General features: G+C 39.3%; 14 protein-coding genes. 12 read left to right on the top strand and 2 right to left on the bottom strand.

From position 1 onward, the window contains the following. The first annotated feature begins 48 nt into the window (after positions 1-48). The 4 genes from WG989_RS20625 to WG989_RS20610 are packed head-to-tail and all read left to right on the top strand — an operon-like array spanning position 49 to position 4006. Positions 49-1299: a phage tail-like protein gene (locus WG989_RS20625; RefSeq protein ID WP_340432031.1), complete on the top strand. Its 1251-nt coding sequence runs from the start codon at positions 49-51 to the stop codon at positions 1297-1299. Between the two features lie 28 nt (positions 1300-1327). Continuing rightward, positions 1328-2278 carry a phage tail-like protein gene (locus WG989_RS20620; protein ID WP_340432029.1) on the top strand — a complete coding sequence of 317 codons (951 nt, stop codon included), beginning with the start codon at positions 1328-1330 and terminating at the stop codon, positions 2276-2278. Positions 2279-2288: 10 nt separating this feature from the next. Next, positions 2289-3383: a T9SS type A sorting domain-containing protein gene (locus WG989_RS20615; protein ID WP_340432028.1), complete on the top strand. Its 1095-nt coding sequence runs from the start codon at positions 2289-2291 to the stop codon at positions 3381-3383. A gap of 47 nt (positions 3384-3430) precedes the next feature. Further along, positions 3431-4006 (top strand): hypothetical protein, encoded by a 576-nt coding sequence (locus WG989_RS20610; RefSeq protein ID WP_340432027.1) that lies wholly within the window; start codon positions 3431-3433, stop codon positions 4004-4006. A 75-nt stretch (positions 4007-4081) separates the two neighbouring features. Here WG989_RS20610 and mdh read toward each other — a convergent pair whose 3' ends face one another. Next, positions 4082-5011, bottom strand: coding sequence for a malate dehydrogenase (mdh, locus tag WG989_RS20605; RefSeq protein ID WP_340432026.1), 930 nt, complete (start codon positions 5009-5011; stop codon positions 4082-4084). A 108-nt stretch (positions 5012-5119) separates the two neighbouring features. Between mdh and WG989_RS20600 the strand changes: the two genes are divergently transcribed. The 3 genes from WG989_RS20600 (at position 5120) to WG989_RS20590 (ending at position 8130) form a co-directional block, all read left to right on the top strand. After that, positions 5120-5635: an SRPBCC family protein gene (locus tag WG989_RS20600; RefSeq protein ID WP_340432024.1), complete on the top strand. Its 516-nt coding sequence runs from the start codon at positions 5120-5122 to the stop codon at positions 5633-5635. 149 nt (positions 5636-5784) lie between these two features. Then, the gene (locus tag WG989_RS20595) at positions 5785-6144 is read left to right on the top strand and encodes a BlaI/MecI/CopY family transcriptional regulator (RefSeq protein ID WP_340432023.1); all 360 of its coding nucleotides are present in this window, start codon (positions 5785-5787) and stop codon (positions 6142-6144) included. Between the two features lie 75 nt (positions 6145-6219). After that, complete coding sequence (locus tag WG989_RS20590; protein ID WP_340432022.1) at positions 6220-8130, top strand: M56 family metallopeptidase; 1911 nt, start codon at positions 6220-6222, stop codon at positions 8128-8130. 74 nt (positions 8131-8204) lie between these two features. Here the strand turns inward: WG989_RS20590 and WG989_RS20585 are convergent, their stop codons facing one another. Continuing rightward, positions 8205-8708, bottom strand: coding sequence for a hypothetical protein (locus WG989_RS20585; protein ID WP_340432021.1), 504 nt, complete (start codon positions 8706-8708; stop codon positions 8205-8207). A gap of 121 nt (positions 8709-8829) precedes the next feature. Between WG989_RS20585 and efp the strand changes: the two genes are divergently transcribed. The 5 genes from efp (at position 8830) to accB (ending at position 18449) form a co-directional block, all read left to right on the top strand. Beyond that, entirely contained in the window at positions 8830-9396 is a 567-nt protein-coding gene (gene efp, locus WG989_RS20580; protein WP_340432020.1) for an elongation factor P, read from the top strand. 119 nt (positions 9397-9515) lie between these two features. After that, a complete protein-coding gene (locus tag WG989_RS20575) occupies positions 9516-12215 on the top strand; it encodes a DUF7619 domain-containing protein (protein ID WP_340432018.1) in 2700 nt (899 codons plus the stop codon). 302 nt (positions 12216-12517) lie between these two features. Next, the gene (locus WG989_RS20570) at positions 12518-14986 is read left to right on the top strand and encodes a DUF7619 domain-containing protein (protein ID WP_340432016.1); all 2469 of its coding nucleotides are present in this window, start codon (positions 12518-12520) and stop codon (positions 14984-14986) included. 515 nt (positions 14987-15501) lie between these two features. Next, complete coding sequence (locus WG989_RS20565; RefSeq protein ID WP_340432014.1) at positions 15502-17778, top strand: T9SS type A sorting domain-containing protein; 2277 nt, start codon at positions 15502-15504, stop codon at positions 17776-17778. Between the two features lie 182 nt (positions 17779-17960). Then, complete coding sequence (gene accB / locus WG989_RS20560; protein WP_340432013.1) at positions 17961-18449, top strand: acetyl-CoA carboxylase biotin carboxyl carrier protein; 489 nt, start codon at positions 17961-17963, stop codon at positions 18447-18449. Positions 18450-18509: the final 60 nt, after the last annotated feature.

The raw sequence follows: 18509 nt of genomic DNA, 5'->3' as shown, positions 1-18509 counted from the left end.
CAACAAGAAAAATTTTGGAATAACAGTTCGTCTTTCAACAAAAATTATATGTATAAATTTTTATTCATCATTTTATTAAATGGAATATTAGTTCCTTCTGTTGTAGTTGCACAAAATGCAGCAATCAATTCCGATGGCAGCAATGCAGATGCAAGTGCCATCCTCGATGTAAAAAGTACCAATAAAGGAATGCTGGTGCCACGCATGACCACTGCGCAGCGTACCGCCATTGCATCACCTGCAAAAGGCTTATTGGTATTTGATAATGATACGGGTGATTTTTGGTTTTATAATGGAACAGCATGGGTTTCATTAACAAGCGGTGAATCAATAAATGTGTGGAAGAAAAATGCTGATACTGTTTATAATACCAATAAGGGAAGTGTGGGTATAGGCATTAACAGTAACCTTCAAGCTAAGCTGCATGTTGCAGATACAAATTCAGGACCCAAAAATTTTTTTCTTTTTAATTCAGGTACAAACAAGCCCGGCATAAGCTTGTACACAACTTCAGAGTTTGGCCCTCTCCCTACTCAGAATATTGGAATTGGATTTAATGCAAGAGCGATTACCAATTTTGATTTTAAAAGAATAGGACAAGGATATTCCGCACACCTTGAGTTTTCACAGGAAGATGGGGTGCTTCGATACAGAACAAGAGGTGATGGAAGCAATTTAGATGTGCCATATTATTTAAACAGTGGTGGTTTTGCAATTAACAGACATGGACAGATTAAAATGGGCGCTTTTTCAAATGATAGTAGTAAGTACAAGCTTGAAGTTGGAGGAAGGACTTTAATTAATCAACTGGATGTTGATGACGAAGCATATTTTGAAGAGCGTGTTGGTATTGGAACCATTCCTACAACCACTTATGCCTTAGATGTTGATGGAGGGTCTGTGCGTTTCCGCACTGCTACACGTATTGATGGCACATTGAATCCAAATAACACATTAGTGGTTGGACAGGACCTGCTTGTAAACACTAATAAAGGAATTATAAGAAGCCAAAATTCCACACAATTAAAAATTGTTCGAAGTCAACTTTCTTTTACTGTTACCAATTTATCCGTTGGCGCTTATTTAGAAACAGGGTTTATTGATTACGAGAATTTTGGAGGCACGCCGCAGGTTTACCCAGGTAATATACTGAGTTATTCATCCAATGATTTCATGAAGTTGAATATTCTTCCTGTTGAAGTGTCATCAACGGGTTGCAAATTCAGAATTTATAATCTCAGTTCCACCGCAGCTACGGTAACAGCAACTTATCAGTTTATGGTATTGGGGGCACAATAGAAATTCAAAAACATTTAAATAATCGTTTATGATACGTTGTTTACTTTTTCTTTCTTTTTTATTGTCAACTGTTATTTCAGTTGCACAAAGTGCAGCAATCAATTCCGATGGCAGCAACGCTGATGCAAGTGCTATACTGGATGTTAAAAGCACCAACAAAGGAATGTTGGTGCCACGTATGACCACAGCACAACGCACCGCCATTGCATCACCTGCAAAAGGCTTATTAGTATTTGATAATGATACCGGTGATTTTTGGTTTTATAGTGGAACAGCATGGACTTCATTAAGCAGTGGGCCGTCAACACAATATTGGGCACCCAATGGTAATAATATTTCCAATACAAATACGGGTAGTGTAGGAATTGGTACAACCACTCCCAGCAGCCGGGCTATACTACATTTAAATTCAACTACGCAGGGTTTGTTTTTGCCATCATTAAACAACACGCAAATGAATGCGATCAGTGGCACAACTGCGGAAGGTTTAGTGGTTTACAATAATGAGGTGAAAAGCCCGATGATTTATACACAAAGGGGGTATAACTATCAAATAATTACCGGGAATTATTCAAGGACAAATGCATGGACACCTATATCTCCCGGACCAAGAATGATTGCGTGGGGAGTAGTAGATAGTTCAGGTGGTTCATCAGACAATGTTACTCAAACAGTAGGTATAAAAAGCGGAAGTGGAAATTTTTCCGTTTCGTGGAATGCTGATGAGCGCTGGTATCAACTTGCAATGCCAAACATTGAGTTTGTAAAAGACAGTATGTTACTTCTTATTACACCTGTAGGCAACGGTACATGGGATCAGGCAGTTTCAATTGGAGAATTTATTACTAGTAGCAGCCGTTCTGCTACAATAAAATTTGCTGATATTTCAAGGATTGCAACAGGATATTCAATGGAAGATTCAAGGCGCAGGAGTAGTTTTTATTTTGTTTTGTATTCATTAAGGAGAGATCCATTCTAATAATTTTCTTATGAGTAAAAATTATGTATTGATCATTGTCGTCTTATGTTTCTATGCAACACAACTGCACGCACAACTGCAGGTTGCAAACGGCACAACGTTTAAACTTGAAGGCAACGCTACGCTTGTTTTGCAAGACATGAGTCTTGTTAACAATGGCACGTTTAACCAAACAGCAGGCACAGTTCGTTTTACAGGTACAGCCAACAATACAATCGGTGGAACACAGCCAACAAAAATTCATGTGTTACAATTGGCAAAAACAGGTACCGCTGAAATACAGTTGCAACGCACGATTGGTATTAATACACTTGTAAGTTTTACAAGTGGCTTGTTGAATCTCAACAATAATAATCTTGAATTAGAACCTGCTGCTTTGTTAACCGGTGAAACAGAAACTACACGTGTGATTGGTGCTAATGGTGGGCATGTGCAAATTGTTTTGCCGTTAAATGCACCATCATCTGCCAACCCTGGTAATCTTGGTGCTGTGATCACTTCTGCACAAAATCTCGGAACAGTTACCATACGCCGGGGACATACAGCACAAAACATTTCAGTTATAAGCCGCCAGTCAATTAATCGTTATTACGACATAACACCAACAACAAGCACAAGTTTAAATGCTACACTAAGGTTCAATTATTTTAACGCAGAATTAAATGGCCGAAATGAAGCGCTGTTAAGTTTATGGAGGAGCAATGATAACATAAACTGGACCGGTGCAGGATTCTCCAGCAGAGATGCAACAAGTAATTTTGTGCAACAAACGGGCATTGCATCTTTCTCAAGATGGACTTTAACTGATATTGATTTCCCAACAAATGTATTCGACCTAACATCTGCCGGCGCACCGGCTATTAAAGTGTGGCCTAACCCAACAGTTGAGTTGCTCAATATTTCTGTAAGAGTAAAGAAAACGACTGATGCAACTGTTTCAGTAATTGATATGCAGGGCAGGCGGCTAATGAATCGTGCAGTGAAACTCGTAGCAGGAAATAATCAATTGCAGATCGAAACATTACAATTGGCGGCAGGGGCTTATCAATTAATTATTACTGCTGAAGATGGATCAACATTAAAATCAACACTCATCAGGCAATAAGTGAACCAACATTATTTTTTATTCAATCATCAACTAAAACACCGGTTATGAAAAAAGTATTCGCACTACTATTCTTTGTTTGTCTTTTTCTTTCCTGCGGCAAAAAAAATGACGGCGGGCTACAGGGTATTTCTATCAATTTTCCGCACGCTTCCATCTTTACTATTGATAATGGAACCGATTGGATCTATTTACGCATTGGCTCCAATGTAATTCTCAGGGATCCAGTTGAAAAAACGTACAACATGAATGATCTGGCAAGGGAGAAAGACTGCAAGTTTGAAGTAAGACTTGGTAACACCATCAACTCAAGACAGAGTTACAGTTTTCATTTAATTACCGATCCCAACATCAGAATGCGTGTACGTAAAACTGCATCCGCTTTTGGAGCGGAGGAATTGTACCTCGGCATTCATGAATCAAGTTCTGCACCATCTGATGATAGCTGGAAGTTCTTTCTCGATTTTGAATCGGATGTAGATGGTAAAAAGCGTGTAAGGGTAGAGAGTGTGCAATACCCCGGTTACTTTTTCACAAACTCAGGTCACACATTAAACGGCAAAGGAGTGCAATTAAAAACAGAAAGCGATCAGCGGGCTGCTTTGTTCGTTTTACATCGCTAAAAAATCCACATATAAAAAACGGTTTCACAAAAGTGAAACCGTTTTTTGCAATACACCCCTTTAGGGGGTGGGGGCTTAAAGTGTCTTCAACACATCATTCATATTTCTTACAGCATCGGCGCTCTTATTAAATGCAGCTTGTTCATCAGCATTCAATTCAAAGTCAAGAATTTTTTCCCAACCGTTGCGACCAATCGTAACAGGAACACCTAAGCAAATATCTTTCTGTCCGTATTCACCTTCAAGCGCTACGCAACAAGTAAAGAGTTTCTTTTCATCACGCAAAATACTTTCAACCATTGCAGCTCCCGCAGCACCTGGTGCATACCATGCAGAAGTACCAATTAATGCAGTAAGTGTAGCACCACCCACCATTGTATCTTTTACAATTTTCTCTTGCTGTTCAGCACTTAAGAATTTTGTTACGGGAACACTGTTCCATGTTGCTAAACGGATCAAAGGGATCATCGTTGTATCACCATGACCACCAACTACCACTGCATTAAGATCAGCAGGAGAGCAACCTAAATGCTGGCTCAGTTGATATTTAAAGCGGCTGCTGTCAAGCGTGCCACCCATACCAATGATGCGGTTCTTTGGTAAACCTGTTGAAGTTAAAGCGAGGTAAGTCATCGTATCCATCGGGTTACTGATGATGATGATGATGGTATCAGGAGAATACTTCAAAATGTTTTCGCAAACACTTTTTACAATACCTGCGTTCACACCAATCAATTCTTCACGGGTCATGCCGGGTTTACGTGGCAAGCCAGATGTAATTACCACAACATCGCTGTTAGCAGTTTTGCTATAGTCGTTGGTGCTGCCAACGATCTTAGTATCAAAACCAAGGAGGGCTGCCGTTTGCATCATATCCTGTGCTTTACCTTCGGCAACGCCTTCTTTGATATCGAGCAACACAAGTTCAGAACACAATTCTTTACGGGCAATATTATCAGCACAGGTTGCACCCACGGCACCGGCACCTACAACAGTAACTTTCATGGAACAAGTATTTTTAAGTGAAATAAAATGTGGCGCAAAGGTATTGGACGAAAGGCGAAATGACAAAAGAAGGAATTACTATCTTTAAGGGAACCAAAAACAACCCATATGATCATTTTGTATGTTATCCTCGGCATTATTGCCTTTGTATTGCTGGTGGCCGCTGTGCTGCCCGGTAAATACCTCGTTGAAAAATCAACGATCATTAGCAAGCCTCCCGCAGAAGTGTATAACAAAATAGCGAACCTGAATCATTACAGAGATTGGAACCCTTGGGCAAAGACTGACCCTGATGCGCAAACCAGCATAACAGGTGATCCAATGCATGTAGGTCATAAATATTACTGGAATGGAAAGAAAGTAGGAGAGGGCAGTTTAACTGTTCGTTCAACAGTACCAAGTAAGGCCATTAATTTCGACCTTGTATTTTTGAAACCGTTCAAATCGCAAGCAATTGATGCCTGGGATTTTACCGAAGTGGAAGGGGGTACAAAAGTAGTATGGCGCAACAGCGGTGCATTTCCGTTTCCGGTTGCACGCCTGATGGGCCCTTCAATTACCAAACAACTCAATTCACAATTTGAAGACGGGTTACGTAACCTGAAGGAAATGTGTGAGAAATAAGGAAGGTTAGACAAGGTTGCCAACCTTACATAGCAAAACAAAGGCTGGTCTATTTTGGCCGGCCTTTGTTTTGTCAATCAGTTAACAAAGCTAGAAAATAAATTTGGAGGTCTACGAAAAAACCGTAGCTTTACGAAAACTTCGTAGAAATGCTGGAAAAACTCACACAACAGGAAGAAGAAGCGATGCAGGCCGTTTGGCGAAAAGGAGAAGGAAATGTAAAATCGTTTCTGGAACATTTGGATGAAGAGATCCCATACACCACACTGGCATCTACTATTAAGAATTTAGAAAAGAAAGGATTCCTCTGCAGCAGGCTGGTGGGCAATGCATATCTATATAAGCCGGCCATAACAGAAGAAGAATACAAAAAGAAATTCATGAATGGATTTGTAAAAGAGTATTTCGAAAACTCGTACAAAGAGCTGGTGAACTTTTTTGTGGAGCAGAAAAAATTATCACCAAAAGAGCTGAAAGAAATTGTTGAGATGATTGAAGGGAGGAAATGATGAAGAATGAGTAATGAATGATCAGTGATGAGTTGCTGATGTTCAATTTTCAAATTTTCAAATTATCAAACTAAGATGCCTTTTCTCATTGAGTATTTATTAAAAGTTTCCATCGCCCTTGCGATTGTGTATTTGTTTTATCAGTTTGTATTGCGCCGGCTAACATTTTACAATTGGAACCGCTGGTATCTGATGGGCTACAGCCTGCTTTGTTTCACCATTCCGTTCATGAACGTTACTGATTTTTTGTTCAGGCATGAACTGGACGGAGCGCAGTTTGTACAATTGGTGCCGGTGTATAACCTGCAATTTACGGATCCGGGTTTTGAATGGGACCAATGGACCATTTCAATTGCTATTCTTGTAACAGGAATGCTGATCATGGGTATCAGGATCTTGATCCAGCTATTCAGTTTGCAACGCATAAAAACAAATGCAATACTGTTGAACGAAGGAGATGTAAAACTTTTTGATGTAAATGAACACATCGTTCCATTCTCTTTTAACAATGGAATTTATATCAACCGTCAGTTGCATACGGAAGCTGAATTACAAGAGATCATTCGCCATGAGTTTGTCCACATCAAACAAAAACACAGTATTGATATTCTGTTCGCCGAATTATTATGCATGCTGTTGTGGTTTCATCCGGCAGCCTGGCTTATCCGCAAAGCGATCCGCCAGAACCTTGAATTTATTGCAGACGAAAAAGTGTTACAGGATGGAGTTGATAAAAAGCAATATCAATACCTGTTGCTGAAGGTTGTTGGCAACACTAATTACAGCATTGCACCGAATTTTAATTTTTCTTCACTTAAAAACCGAATCATCATGATGAATCAAATGAAATCTGCCCGGGTGCAGATCATCCGTTTTCTGTTTGTATTGCCGCTGCTGGCAGTATTGTTGCTGGCCTTTAGGGAAGCGAGACAAAACGAAACAAAACAGGATTTTATACAAACAGATGTATTGCTCGCTGATACATTGCCTGCTGATGAAATAAAAAGTGTGCGTGTTAATAAAAACAACAATGAACAATCAGTAACGATCATATTAAAAAACGGAACGAAAGAAACCTACAATCTGAATAATGAAATAGAGAAAGCGGCATTTGAAAAGAAATATGGCAAACTGGACAAACTGGTGCCGCCACCACCTCCTCCTCCTACACCGGCAACAATTGCACCTTCAACACCAGCTCATGAAATTGTGAAGCTAAACGAGAAAGGTTATTACGTAACAATTGCCGATAATCTGGGCGAGTGTATTGTGATTGTAAAAGATAAAAAGAAAAATATTGTTGAGGCACTCAAGCTTACCGACTGGACATTGAAAGAAGCGGCGTATGAAAAGAAGTATGGAAAAATTCCTCCACCTCCTCCGCCAACACCTGATGTACCTGCTGCGGTTTCTGTTGTGTCGCCCGTAAGTACAACCGCTGCTGTGAGTGCGCCTGCTGAAGTAAGCACCATTGCGAACGTGTCTACTGCAAATGAGGTAGTCGTTACAGGATATGGAACTACAGCAACCTCACCAGCTAATCCCCTTAAGGAAGTAACAGTAGTTGGTTACGCAACTTCCGCAACAGCAACATCTCCGGAAGCGTCGAATAAGGAGGTGATCGTTAAGGGTTATAAGAAAATTGAATCATCTGGTCGTCCGGTTACAGTGGAAGGATATCAGAAATCGCCAATGGTTGGCAGCGCCTTATCAAATTCAAAGGGAACAATTACGATTGGTTTAGGATATGGTTATAATAATGAAAATATCTTATACATTGTTGATGGCAAAGAAACTGATTATGATGAGTTAAGGACATTTGATGTGAACACGATTGAAAGCGTTAGCGTTTTAAAAGATGAGTCAGCAGTAAAAGCTTATGGTCAAAAAGGAAAAAATGGTGTAGTGATCATTAAAACAAAAACAAAGAAAACAAGTTTTAAATTCTTTACAACTCCCTGGAAAGTAGAGAACGAAAAATGCTGATCCTTTTCAGTACTGCAATCATTCAACTTTATCATCAACCATCAGCGAATCATTTTGAACAATGATTCGCTTTTTTATTCGCTGATCAAACGGATGAGTTCAGCCGTGGACATTCCTCCATCTGCATAATGTATCAGTTCGCCTTTTTTATTATAGACCGCAATAAGCGGCAGGTAATGATTCAGAAAATATTTTGGAAAGAAGTATAATACATCTCTGCCCATGATGATATTTTTAAAAGATGCGATCTTGTACTCGTCATGAAATGCTTTCATCATGCCAAACGGAAGGGTAGTAGCCATTACGATCTGCACATGCTTAAACTTATCGATCTGCTCTGTAATTTCTTTGGTTTGTTGTTTGCAATGGTCGCATTCGGGGCTAAAACTCATGAGGATGGTGATACGGTTGCTTTTCAGGTTTTCGGTATAAAAGTTCGTGCTGCTGTCGGGCAGTAACAGCTTAAAATCGGGCAAGCGAAGGTTTTTTAAATGAGCGGGGATAGAATCTGTTGCCGGGTTTGCTTTTGCAGTTACTGTAACGGATACCAGGAAAAGCAGGAAAAAAACGTTTTTCATAGCCGCAAGATACAGGAAACAGCAAAAAGGTTGTCTGACCGTGAAACTATCCCATCTTCAATTTGCCTGCTTGCCTCATTGCCGTATATTTGCAGCCTTCATTCAAAAATTAATCAGTTTTATGGCAACTACATCAGACATCAGTCGTGGTATGATCATTAAGGTCGACGGCAGCTTATATAAAATCGTGGAGTTTGGCGAAAACAAAACGGCACGTGCCGCCGCAAAAGTGTGGGCCAAGCTGAAAGGTGTTGATAATAACCGTTCAGTAGAGCAAACCTGGAACAGCGGCGAAACCATTTACCCCGTTCGTGTAGAGCGTAAAGATTTCCAGTTTTTATACAAAGATGATACAGGTTACAGTTTTATGAACAATGAAACATTTGAGCAAATAACCGTACAGGAAAGTTTGATCGACGCTCCGCAGTTCTTGAAAGATGGCGGCGAAGTATCGGTACTCATCAATACCGAAACGGAATTACCCATGACGGTTGAATTACCCGATAAAATTGTAATGCTGGTTACCTACAGCGAACCGGGCATGAAAGGCGATACTGCTACCCGTACCTTAAAGGCTGCTACCATTGAAACCGGTGCAACTGTGATGGTGCCGTTGTTTGTAAACGAAGGTGAACTCATCCGCATCAACACCAAAACAGGTGATTATGTGGAAAGAGTGAAGGAATAAGATTCTTACAATACTTGATAGCCGCCTCGTTTTGAGGCGGCTTTTTTTATGTTTCCGTGTTTCCACGCTTGCATTTTCTGGATATTATTAGCATATTTATGATACCTAAAATCACCAGAATGCTCAGGCGCTACCTGCTTTTTCTTCTTTTTACACTTTCATTCACTATTCAAAATTTATGCACCTATGCCCAGTTTTCGGGGGTGAAGTGGGAAAGAGAATTATACAACGGCAATTCTTCAAGGTCTGATTATTGCGATAAATTACCTCGAATTAAGAAAGTAATTCATTCTGCAGAAAATCATACGTTTATAGTTGGGCGAATATTTGGCGAGTGTGGAACACCGGCGTTAGGAAGGCCATTTGTTTCCAGAGTTGATAATGAGGGAACAATATTGTGGACCACTTGGCTGGATAGGTATTGGTATTACAATTATAATAAAGAGATATTGGAAGCAGTTCCTTCACAAGATGGAGGCTTGTTTTTGCTTACAGCTGAGCAAGGTTCTGGCGGTAGCCAATGGGACACAACTTCTGGTTATGATTTTGAGGATACTACCTTTTATGCTGAACATTGGACAGATATTTATTTGAGTAAAATATCAGCTGATGGAATTCTGCTATGGCATCGAAGTATCGGAGGGAAAAGGGAGGATTATGGCAATAGTTTAGTAGTTGATCCTCAAGGAAACGTTCTTGTTGCGGGACAGACATTTTCAGCATTTAATGATTTTGCCGGAAAAAGAAGGTATGTAGACAGCGTCACGTACTGGGATGACTCTACCTATGACGTGGATAATAACGATGCGTTTGTTTCAAAAATTTCACCCACTGGAGTATTGCTTAATGTTAAATGTTACGGCGGAAGTTCTTCAGATAATTTTTTGCATATCCAAAATCATCCAACTTATGGTTACGTTGTCGCAGGTTATTCTGAATCTAATGACTTGGATCTTCCCGCAGAAGGCACAAAGAACGGTTTGTGGATATTACATCTTGATTCAGCTCTAAATATAGTTCAGCAAACAATAATTGATACGTCAATCACCGCTGGGAGTACTTTTTTTGTAAAGGATAATAAGATGTACTTATCAAGTTTACTGAAGTTCAGAGAAATTGGTGCTGATGGGGCTTTCACACGTGAGCATAGTTCAGGTGGGGTAATGTTTGGTTCGAATTGCTATTTTGATAAAACAGGATACATCTACAGGCCATTTAGCAACAGACAGGTTTTTGTATATGATAGTACTTTGCAACTCGTGGATACTTTAAGTTTTCAGGGTTGGAATCATGGCATCTATTCGATTGATGGTACTAATAGAAATAATCTGTATTTAGTAGGTATCGAAAGGAGAAGACAGGAGCTTGACTATTTTGTGGATGGGTTATCGACAATAATGATGTACAGTAACGTAGTGATGAATTTTTCGGAGCAATATAACCTCGTTACGGGTAGCGTTTATATTGACTATAATAACAATGGTCTTAAAGATAGTGGAGAGAATCAAATTCGAGGAATAAAAATACAGGCAAATAATGGATCACTGCAAAGAACGATTTTACCGCATACATCGGGTCGTTATCGGTTGCCTTTAGATTCAGGTAACTACACAATTCAGGTATCTTCTGTTTTTCCGTATCATACTGTGACACCGACCTCAGTTAACCTGCAGTTTCGTGCTTTTGATAAAACTGATACTATCAATTTCGCCCTTCAACCCATCCCCAACAAAAAAGACCTTTCCATCAATCTTCTCCCTTTGAACATAGCCCGTCCCGGTTTCCCTGTTCAATACCAATTGATCTGCACCAACAAGGGAACAGAAATTATTTCAAATGTGCAGGTGAAATTTGTAAAAAATCCAAGAGTAAGTTTTGTTTCATCATCGCCGCTAGTAACCACAACTGTTGGCGATACATTGATCTGGAACATCGCTTCCATGAAGCCGTTTGATACTTCGTACATCAATTTGGATTTACGTATTGCAGCACCACCCGCAGTGAACAATACCGATACGCTTTTATTCAGATCATTTGCCTTTCCATTAGTTGCTGATGAAACACCGGAAGACAATCAGTTCAACTTAGTGCAGCAAGTACAAGGTTCGTATGATCCTAACGACAAAACAGAAACACACGGTGGCATTATTACACCTGAGCAATTGACAGGCGATGAATTTCTCACCTATCTCATCCGTTTTCAAAATACCGGAACCGATACTGCTTTTACTGTAATGATCAGAGATACACTCACAAACAAACTTGACTGGAGCAGTTTTGAAATGCTATCATCAAGTCATCCGTATCAGCTGTACATGATCAAGCCGCATATCCTTGAATTTAGTTTCCCGAATATTCTGTTAGTTGATAGCAACAAAAACGAACCGGCCAGTCATGGTTTTGTTGCATACCGTATTAAGCCAAAATCGAATCTTGCAGTCGGTGATACTGTGCTGAACCGTGCACATATTTATTTTGATTACAACTTGCCGGTCATTACAAATGATGAGTTGACGGTCCTACGCAACACAGTCATTACTTCCGTGATTGACATTGATCGCCCGGATAATCAGTTGTTGCTTTACCCGAATCCCTCAAACGGATTGGTGACTATTTTCAGAAAAGGAAGATTGAACGGCAATGCGAATCTGCAGATCATTGATATGAATGGCAAGGTGGTTCATCAATCCAATTTAGGACAAATTGCAACGGAGCAATTTAATCAATCAGTTGATGTGAGTAGATTACTGAAAGGTATGTATATCGTTCGCTTGCATGCAGGACGGGATATTTATCAATGTAAGGTTATCATACAATAACAGCTGTAATAATGTAAAAATTGTTTATGAATAAGCAATTCATCAAACGAATTCTTTTTATGCTGCTTTTTGCAGTACTGAATTTGTTTGCGAATGCCCAGTTTTCGGGGGTGAGGTGGCAACAAAAATTTCTTGACTCCATTTATTTCAGAGGCGATCACGCACCATTAGAAGTACTGAGAAAAATTGCGCATTCGACTAAAGATGAAGTATTTGTTGTTGGGAGACAGGGCCCACCTAATATGCATTCATTTACCTTAGGAAACATATCAATTATTAAGTTTAGCAACGATAAAAGTTATATGTGGAAATCTCGTTTTGGTATGCTATGGGGGGATAGAGATTCTTACAATGCAGATGTTGCAGAAGTAATGCCAACAAATGATGGAGGGATTATAGGATTAACTGTAAATCCTACAATGGAGTTCGGGATTGATCTGCCTGATGGAAGGCACGATGGTTCTGAATATGCTGATATTTATTTATGTAAATTTTCCAGTAGCGGGACTCTGGAATGGGAGAAATACATTGGTGGCACACGGTGGGATTATGCATTTAATTTAAGTCTTGATCGGTTTGGTAATATTTTAATTGCAGGACAAACCTGGTCGGCAACAAATTACTTTGCCAGTAAGCGCCGTTCCGTTGATACAGCTTCCATGGCATATAAAACCAACGGAGGCGTTTCCGATTCAATATACAGAGATACCGCAATTTCTAATGAATGGTACAGACAGTATATGAGAATGAACGATGCTTTTGTTGCCAAATTCTCCCCAGCCGGACAATTAATGAACATAAAGTGTTTTGGAGGATCTTCAACCGACAAGTTTATACATATAAAAGATCATCCCGTTTACGGTTATGTAGCAGTTGGGTATTCAGATTCAAAAGACCTAGACTTGCCAGCAGCGGGAACAAAAGGCGTACCGTGGATTCTACATCTGGATACAGCATTGAATATTGTGCAAAACATAATTGTTGATTCCGCTTTAATTGGAACGAGTTCTTTCTTTATAAAAGATGACAAAATGTACTTATCTGATTCTTTACGATTTCGACAAATTGGTTATAATGGTTCCATCGAAAGGGAACACAATGCAAATGGGGCAAAGTTTAATGCGTCTAGTTACTTTGATTCCAGCGGATATATCTATAAGCCTATTGATAATCAAAAATTAATGATTTATGATAGTACGCTTCAATTTGTAGATTCACTTAAATTCCCCGGTTGGGAGCACGGATATTACTCTATGGTTGGAATGAACAGAAATAATCTTTATTTAATAGGGAACAATACAAATTTTGAATTTCGGAGCTGGCCACTCGGTTCACCTGATCCTGATTGGGATGTATATAGTAACGCCGTCATCAACTTCGCTGATCAGTTCAATTTTTTTAAAGGGAAAACATATGTTGACAACAACAAAAACAATCTGTTTGATGCGGGGGAATCTTTTCTAAATGGCGTAAAAGTTGAAGCACAAAAACAAAATAACGTTTTTACAGTTACAACTGACACAGAAGGCAGATTTAGTTTGCCATTAGATACAGGCAGCTATAGAATTAAAGTGTCATCGCCGTTGCCATATTATAGTATTTTTCCTTCAACAGCCAATGTTCAATTCACAAGTTTTGGTGTGAACGATTCTATTGACTTCGCCTTACAACCCATCCCCAACAAAAAAGACCTTTCAATCAATCTTCTTCCTCTAAACATAGCCCGTCCCGGTTTTCCTGTTCAATACCAATTGATCTGTACTAATCAGGGAACAGAAACCATTTCAAATGTGCAGGTGAAATTTTTGCGTAATCCGAGAGTTAGTTTTGTTTCGGCATCGCCTGTAGTAAATGCAACTATTGGCGATACCTTGATCTGGAACATTGCATCCCTAAAACCATTTGATACATCGTACATCAATCTTGATTTACGAATTGCAGCACCACCAACAGTGAACAATACTGATACGCTGTTATTCAAATCGTTTGTCTTTCCGTTAATTGCTGATGAAACACCCGAAGACAATCAGTTCAACTTAGTGCAGCAAGTACAAGGTTCGTACGATCCCAACGACAAAACAGAAACACACGGCGGCATTATTACACCTGAGCAATTGGCAGGTGATGAATTTCTAACCTATCTCATCCGTTTTCAAAACACCGGAACCGACACCGCTTTTACTGTAATGATCAGAGATACGTTGACAAACAAACTTGACTGGAACAGTTTTGAAATGCTCTCATCAAGTCATCCCTATCAATTGTACATGATCAAGCCGCATATCCTTGAATTTAGCTTTCCGAATATTCTGTTAGTCGATAGTAGTAAGAACGAACCGGCCAGTCATGGTTTTGTTGCCTACCGGATCAAACCAAAATCGAATCTTGCAGTTGGGGATACTGTGCTGAACAGGGCACATATTTATTTTGATTACAATCTGCCGGTAATTACAAACGATGAGTTAACGGTTCTGCGCAACACAGTCATTACTTCCGTGATCGATATTGATCGACCGCATAATCAATTGTTGCTTTACCCCAATCCATCAAATGGTTTGGTAACAATTTTCAGAAAAGGACAAATAAACGGCAATGCAAATCTGCAGATCATTGATATGAATGGGAAGGTTGTTCATCAATCCAATTTAGGACGGATTTCCACTGAGCAGTTTAATCAATCAGTTGACGTGAGTGGATTAGTGAAAGGTATGTATGTCGTTCGATTGCTGGCAGGACGGGATATTTATCAATGTAAATTTATCATACAATAGAAACTGAAATCTTACAACCAGGTAGTTGATATAAAAATTATCTTATGGGTCGGCAATACTCAAATAGTATTCTTCTTACAATGCTCTTGCTTATAAGCAGTTCGTTGGTGAATGCCCAGTTTTCGGGGGTGAGGTGGGAAAGAGAAATTTTAGATTCTCAGTTTTACCGAGGTGATTGGCCCCCCCTTGAAAGATTAAGGAAAGTAATACAAAATAGTAATAGTGAAGTTTTTGTTCTTGGCAGAAAAGGAGACCAAAATACGTATAACTTTTCTTTAGGGCGGATATCCGTTTCTAAATTTGGAAATGGCGGAAACTTCTTATGGCAAGTTTATTTTGGCAGAGACTGGATTTACGGGCACTCGGCTGATGTTTCAGAAATCATACCTACAAATGATGGTGGATTTTTAGGGCTTACAGTTAATCAGACAAAAGAATTTGGTTATGAACATCCGTATGTTGGTGATCCATTTTTGTTTGCTGATATTTATTTGTGCAAAATATCAGCAAATGGAGTGCTTGAATGGCAACAATATGTTGGGGGTACAAGATGGGATTTCGCATATAGTTTAGATATTGATCGAAATAATAATATTTTAATTGCAGGACAAACATGGTCTGCTACAAATTATTTTGCAGGTAAACGGCGTTCAGTTGATACAACCTCGCCGGCCTACAAATCAGTAGGCGGGGTTTTTGATACAGTCTATAGAAATTATGATACAATAGTTGAATATGATACTAGTTTTTATAAACGACTAGCCAGTCAGTATTCACAAATGAATGATGCTTTTGTTGCAAAATTTTCTTCCTCGGGTCAATTATTGAACATTAAATGTTTTGGCGGCAGTGTATCTGATAAATTCATACACATACATGATCATCCTGTAAATGGTTATGTGGCAGTTGGCTATTCCGACTCAAAGGATATGGATTTACCAGTTGAAGGAACAAAAGGCGGACTCTGGATGCTGCATTTGGATACAGCCCTGAATATAATTCAAAATAAAATAATTGATTCATCATTAATTGGAAAGAGTTTCTTTTTTACAAAAGATAAAAAAATGTATTTGTCAGATTCAGTAAGGTTTCGTGAGCTTGGTTATGATGGATTAGTGGTTACCGATCGTAATACCAATGGTGTAAAATTTGATGCATCCAGTTATTTTGATCTAACTGGTTATGTTTTTAAGCCCAGTGAAAACAGAAATGTGGCTGTTTATGACAGCATCCTTCAATTTGTTGATTCCATCAAACTTCCAGGAATTAGGAATGGTTACCATCTTATAGATGGCACTAACAGGAATAATTTATATGTAATCAATAATAGCCTGAATGAAGAACGTTATCATGATATAGATTTCGAATGGGATATTTATAGTAATACAGTACTCAATTTTTCTGAACAATACAATCTTGTTACCGGCAATATTTTCATTGACAATAACAGTAACGGCATTAAAGACATAGGAGAATATTTTATCAATAATTTAAAAATAGAAGCTAAAAAGGGCAACAGATTAATAGCGGCTGCTTCGTCTATGGACAACGGTTATAATATTCCGTTGGATTCTGGTCAGTACACAATCAAGGTTTCTTCTTCTCTTCCGTATTATACTATTGCACCCGCCTCAGTTAATCTGCAGTTTCCTGCTTTTGATAAAACGGACACCATCAACTTTGCCCTTCAACCAATAGGTTCTAAAAAAGATCTCTCAATTAATCTTCTTCCTCTAAATATTGCCCGTCCCGGTTTCCCCGTTCAATATCAATTGATCTGCACTAACCAGGGAACTGAAACCATTTCAAATGTGCAGGTGAAATTTGTACAAAACCCGAGAGTTAGTTTTGTCTCTGCATCTCCTGTTGTTAATACAACAGTTGGCGATACATTGATCTGGAATATCGCTTCCATGAAACCGTTTGATACATCGTACATCAATCTGGATTTGCGCATTGCAGCACCACCCGCAGTGAACAATACCGATACGCTTTTATTCAAATCATTTGTCTTTCCTTTAATTGCTGATGAAACACCGGAAGACAATCAATTCAACTTGGTCCAGCAAGTACAAGGTTCGTATGATCCTAACGACAAAACAGAAACACACGGTGGCATTATTACACCTGAGCAATTGGCCGGTGATGAATTTCTAACCTATCTCATCCGTTTTCAAAATACCGGAACCGATACTGCTTTTACTGTAATGATCAGAGATACGTTGACAAACAAACTTGACTGGAGCAGTTTTGAAATGCTTTCATCAAGCCATCCCTATCAGCTGTACATGATCAAGCCGCATATCCTTGAATTTAGTTTTCCGAATATTCTGTTAGTCGATAGTAGTAAGAACGAACCGGCCAGTCATGGTTTTGTTGCATACCGTATTAAGCCAAAATCGAATCTTGCAGTCGGTGATACTGTGCTGAACCGTGCACATATTTATTTTGATTACAACTTGCCGGTCATTACAAATGATGAGTTGACGGTCCTACGCAACACAGTCATTACTTCCGTGATTGACATTGATCGCCCGGATAATCAGTTGTTGCTTTACCCGAATCCCTCAAACGGATTGGTGACTATTTTCAGAAAAGGACGATTGAGCGGCAATGCGAATCTGCAGATCATAGATATGAATGGCAAGGTTGTGCATCGATCCAATTTAGGACAAATTGCAACGGAGCAGTTTAACCAAACAATTGACATCAGTAACTTGCCCAAAGGATTTTATCTGATCAGTCTTCGTGTAGGAAAGGATCAGTACACGTGCAGGTTCATTATTCAGTAATACTCTTGAATCAACTTGGCATTTTTTGAGCCATCGGATTTGCCTGTTTTTTGTCGTTTTTCTTATGATTTTGGGCATTTTTGGCCCATTTTTGCCCGAAATTGTAAAAAATTGCTCATTTCTGGAACTGATTCCCTTATCTTAGCCGCCCGTTATTATTCACTAAATTAAACCTCACGATCATGGATTTCAAGCAAATTCAGGAGTTGATAAAATTGGTCAACAAATCGAATCTCAGTGAACTTACAATTGAAGAAAAAGACTTTAAAGTAACCATACGACAAAAAGACGAGATCATACAGCAAACAGTGATCTCTGGTCAGTTTCAATCGGCTCCTGCATTAGCTCCGGCTCCTGCTCCGGCACCTGCTATTGCTGCTGCACCAGCTGCCCCAACAACTACTGCTGCACCTGCTGATGACAACAGCAAATACATCACGATCAAGAGTCCGATGATCGGAACATTTTATCGCAAGCCATCTCCTGATAAACCACTGTTTGTTGAAGTGGGTTCAGAAGTTACACCTGGTAAAGTGGTGTGCATTATTGAAGCGATGAAGCTGTTCAATGAAATTGAAAGCGAAGTAAAAGGTAAGATCGTAAAGATATTGGTGGAAGATCAATCGCCTGTTGAATATGATCAGCCATTATTCCTCGTAGACCCAAGTTAATTTGAGAATGTGTTAATTTGAAAATTTGAAAATGCAAAACCATTTTCAAATTTCAGATTG

Source organism: Lacibacter sp. H407, assembly GCF_037892605.1.
In the GTDB taxonomy this organism is placed as follows: Bacteria; Bacteroidota; Bacteroidia; order Chitinophagales; family Chitinophagaceae; genus Lacibacter.
The sequence above is the reverse complement of the archived record's forward strand: the minus strand, read 5'-3'. Positions and strand labels throughout refer to the sequence as shown.

Bases quoted from the DNA above. Each gene is read 5' to 3' on its own strand.
- WG989_RS20600 (WP_340432024.1), top strand. From the start codon at position 5,120: ATGATCATTTTGTATGTTATCCTCGGCATTATTGCCTTTGTATTGCTG.
- WG989_RS20615 (WP_340432028.1), top strand. From the start codon at position 2,289: ATGAGTAAAAATTATGTATTGATCATTGTCGTCTTATGTTTCTATGCA.
- accB (WP_340432013.1), top strand. From the start codon at position 17,961: ATGGATTTCAAGCAAATTCAGGAGTTGATAAAATTGGTCAACAAATCG.
- WG989_RS20610 (WP_340432027.1), top strand. From the start codon at position 3,431: ATGAAAAAAGTATTCGCACTACTATTCTTTGTTTGTCTTTTTCTTTCC.
- WG989_RS20570 (WP_340432016.1), top strand. From the start codon at position 12,518: ATGTGGAAATCTCGTTTTGGTATGCTATGGGGGGATAGAGATTCTTAC.
- WG989_RS20585 (WP_340432021.1), bottom strand. From the start codon at position 8,708: ATGAAAAACGTTTTTTTCCTGCTTTTCCTGGTATCCGTTACAGTAACT.
- WG989_RS20620 (WP_340432029.1), top strand. From the start codon at position 1,328: ATGATACGTTGTTTACTTTTTCTTTCTTTTTTATTGTCAACTGTTATT.
- WG989_RS20575 (WP_340432018.1), top strand. From the start codon at position 9,516: ATGCTCAGGCGCTACCTGCTTTTTCTTCTTTTTACACTTTCATTCACT.
- WG989_RS20595 (WP_340432023.1), top strand. From the start codon at position 5,785: ATGCTGGAAAAACTCACACAACAGGAAGAAGAAGCGATGCAGGCCGTT.
- WG989_RS20625 (WP_340432031.1), top strand. From the start codon at position 49: ATGTATAAATTTTTATTCATCATTTTATTAAATGGAATATTAGTTCCT.
- efp (WP_340432020.1), top strand. From the start codon at position 8,830: ATGGCAACTACATCAGACATCAGTCGTGGTATGATCATTAAGGTCGAC.
- WG989_RS20590 (WP_340432022.1), top strand. From the start codon at position 6,220: ATGCCTTTTCTCATTGAGTATTTATTAAAAGTTTCCATCGCCCTTGCG.
- mdh (WP_340432026.1), bottom strand. From the start codon at position 5,011: ATGAAAGTTACTGTTGTAGGTGCCGGTGCCGTGGGTGCAACCTGTGCT.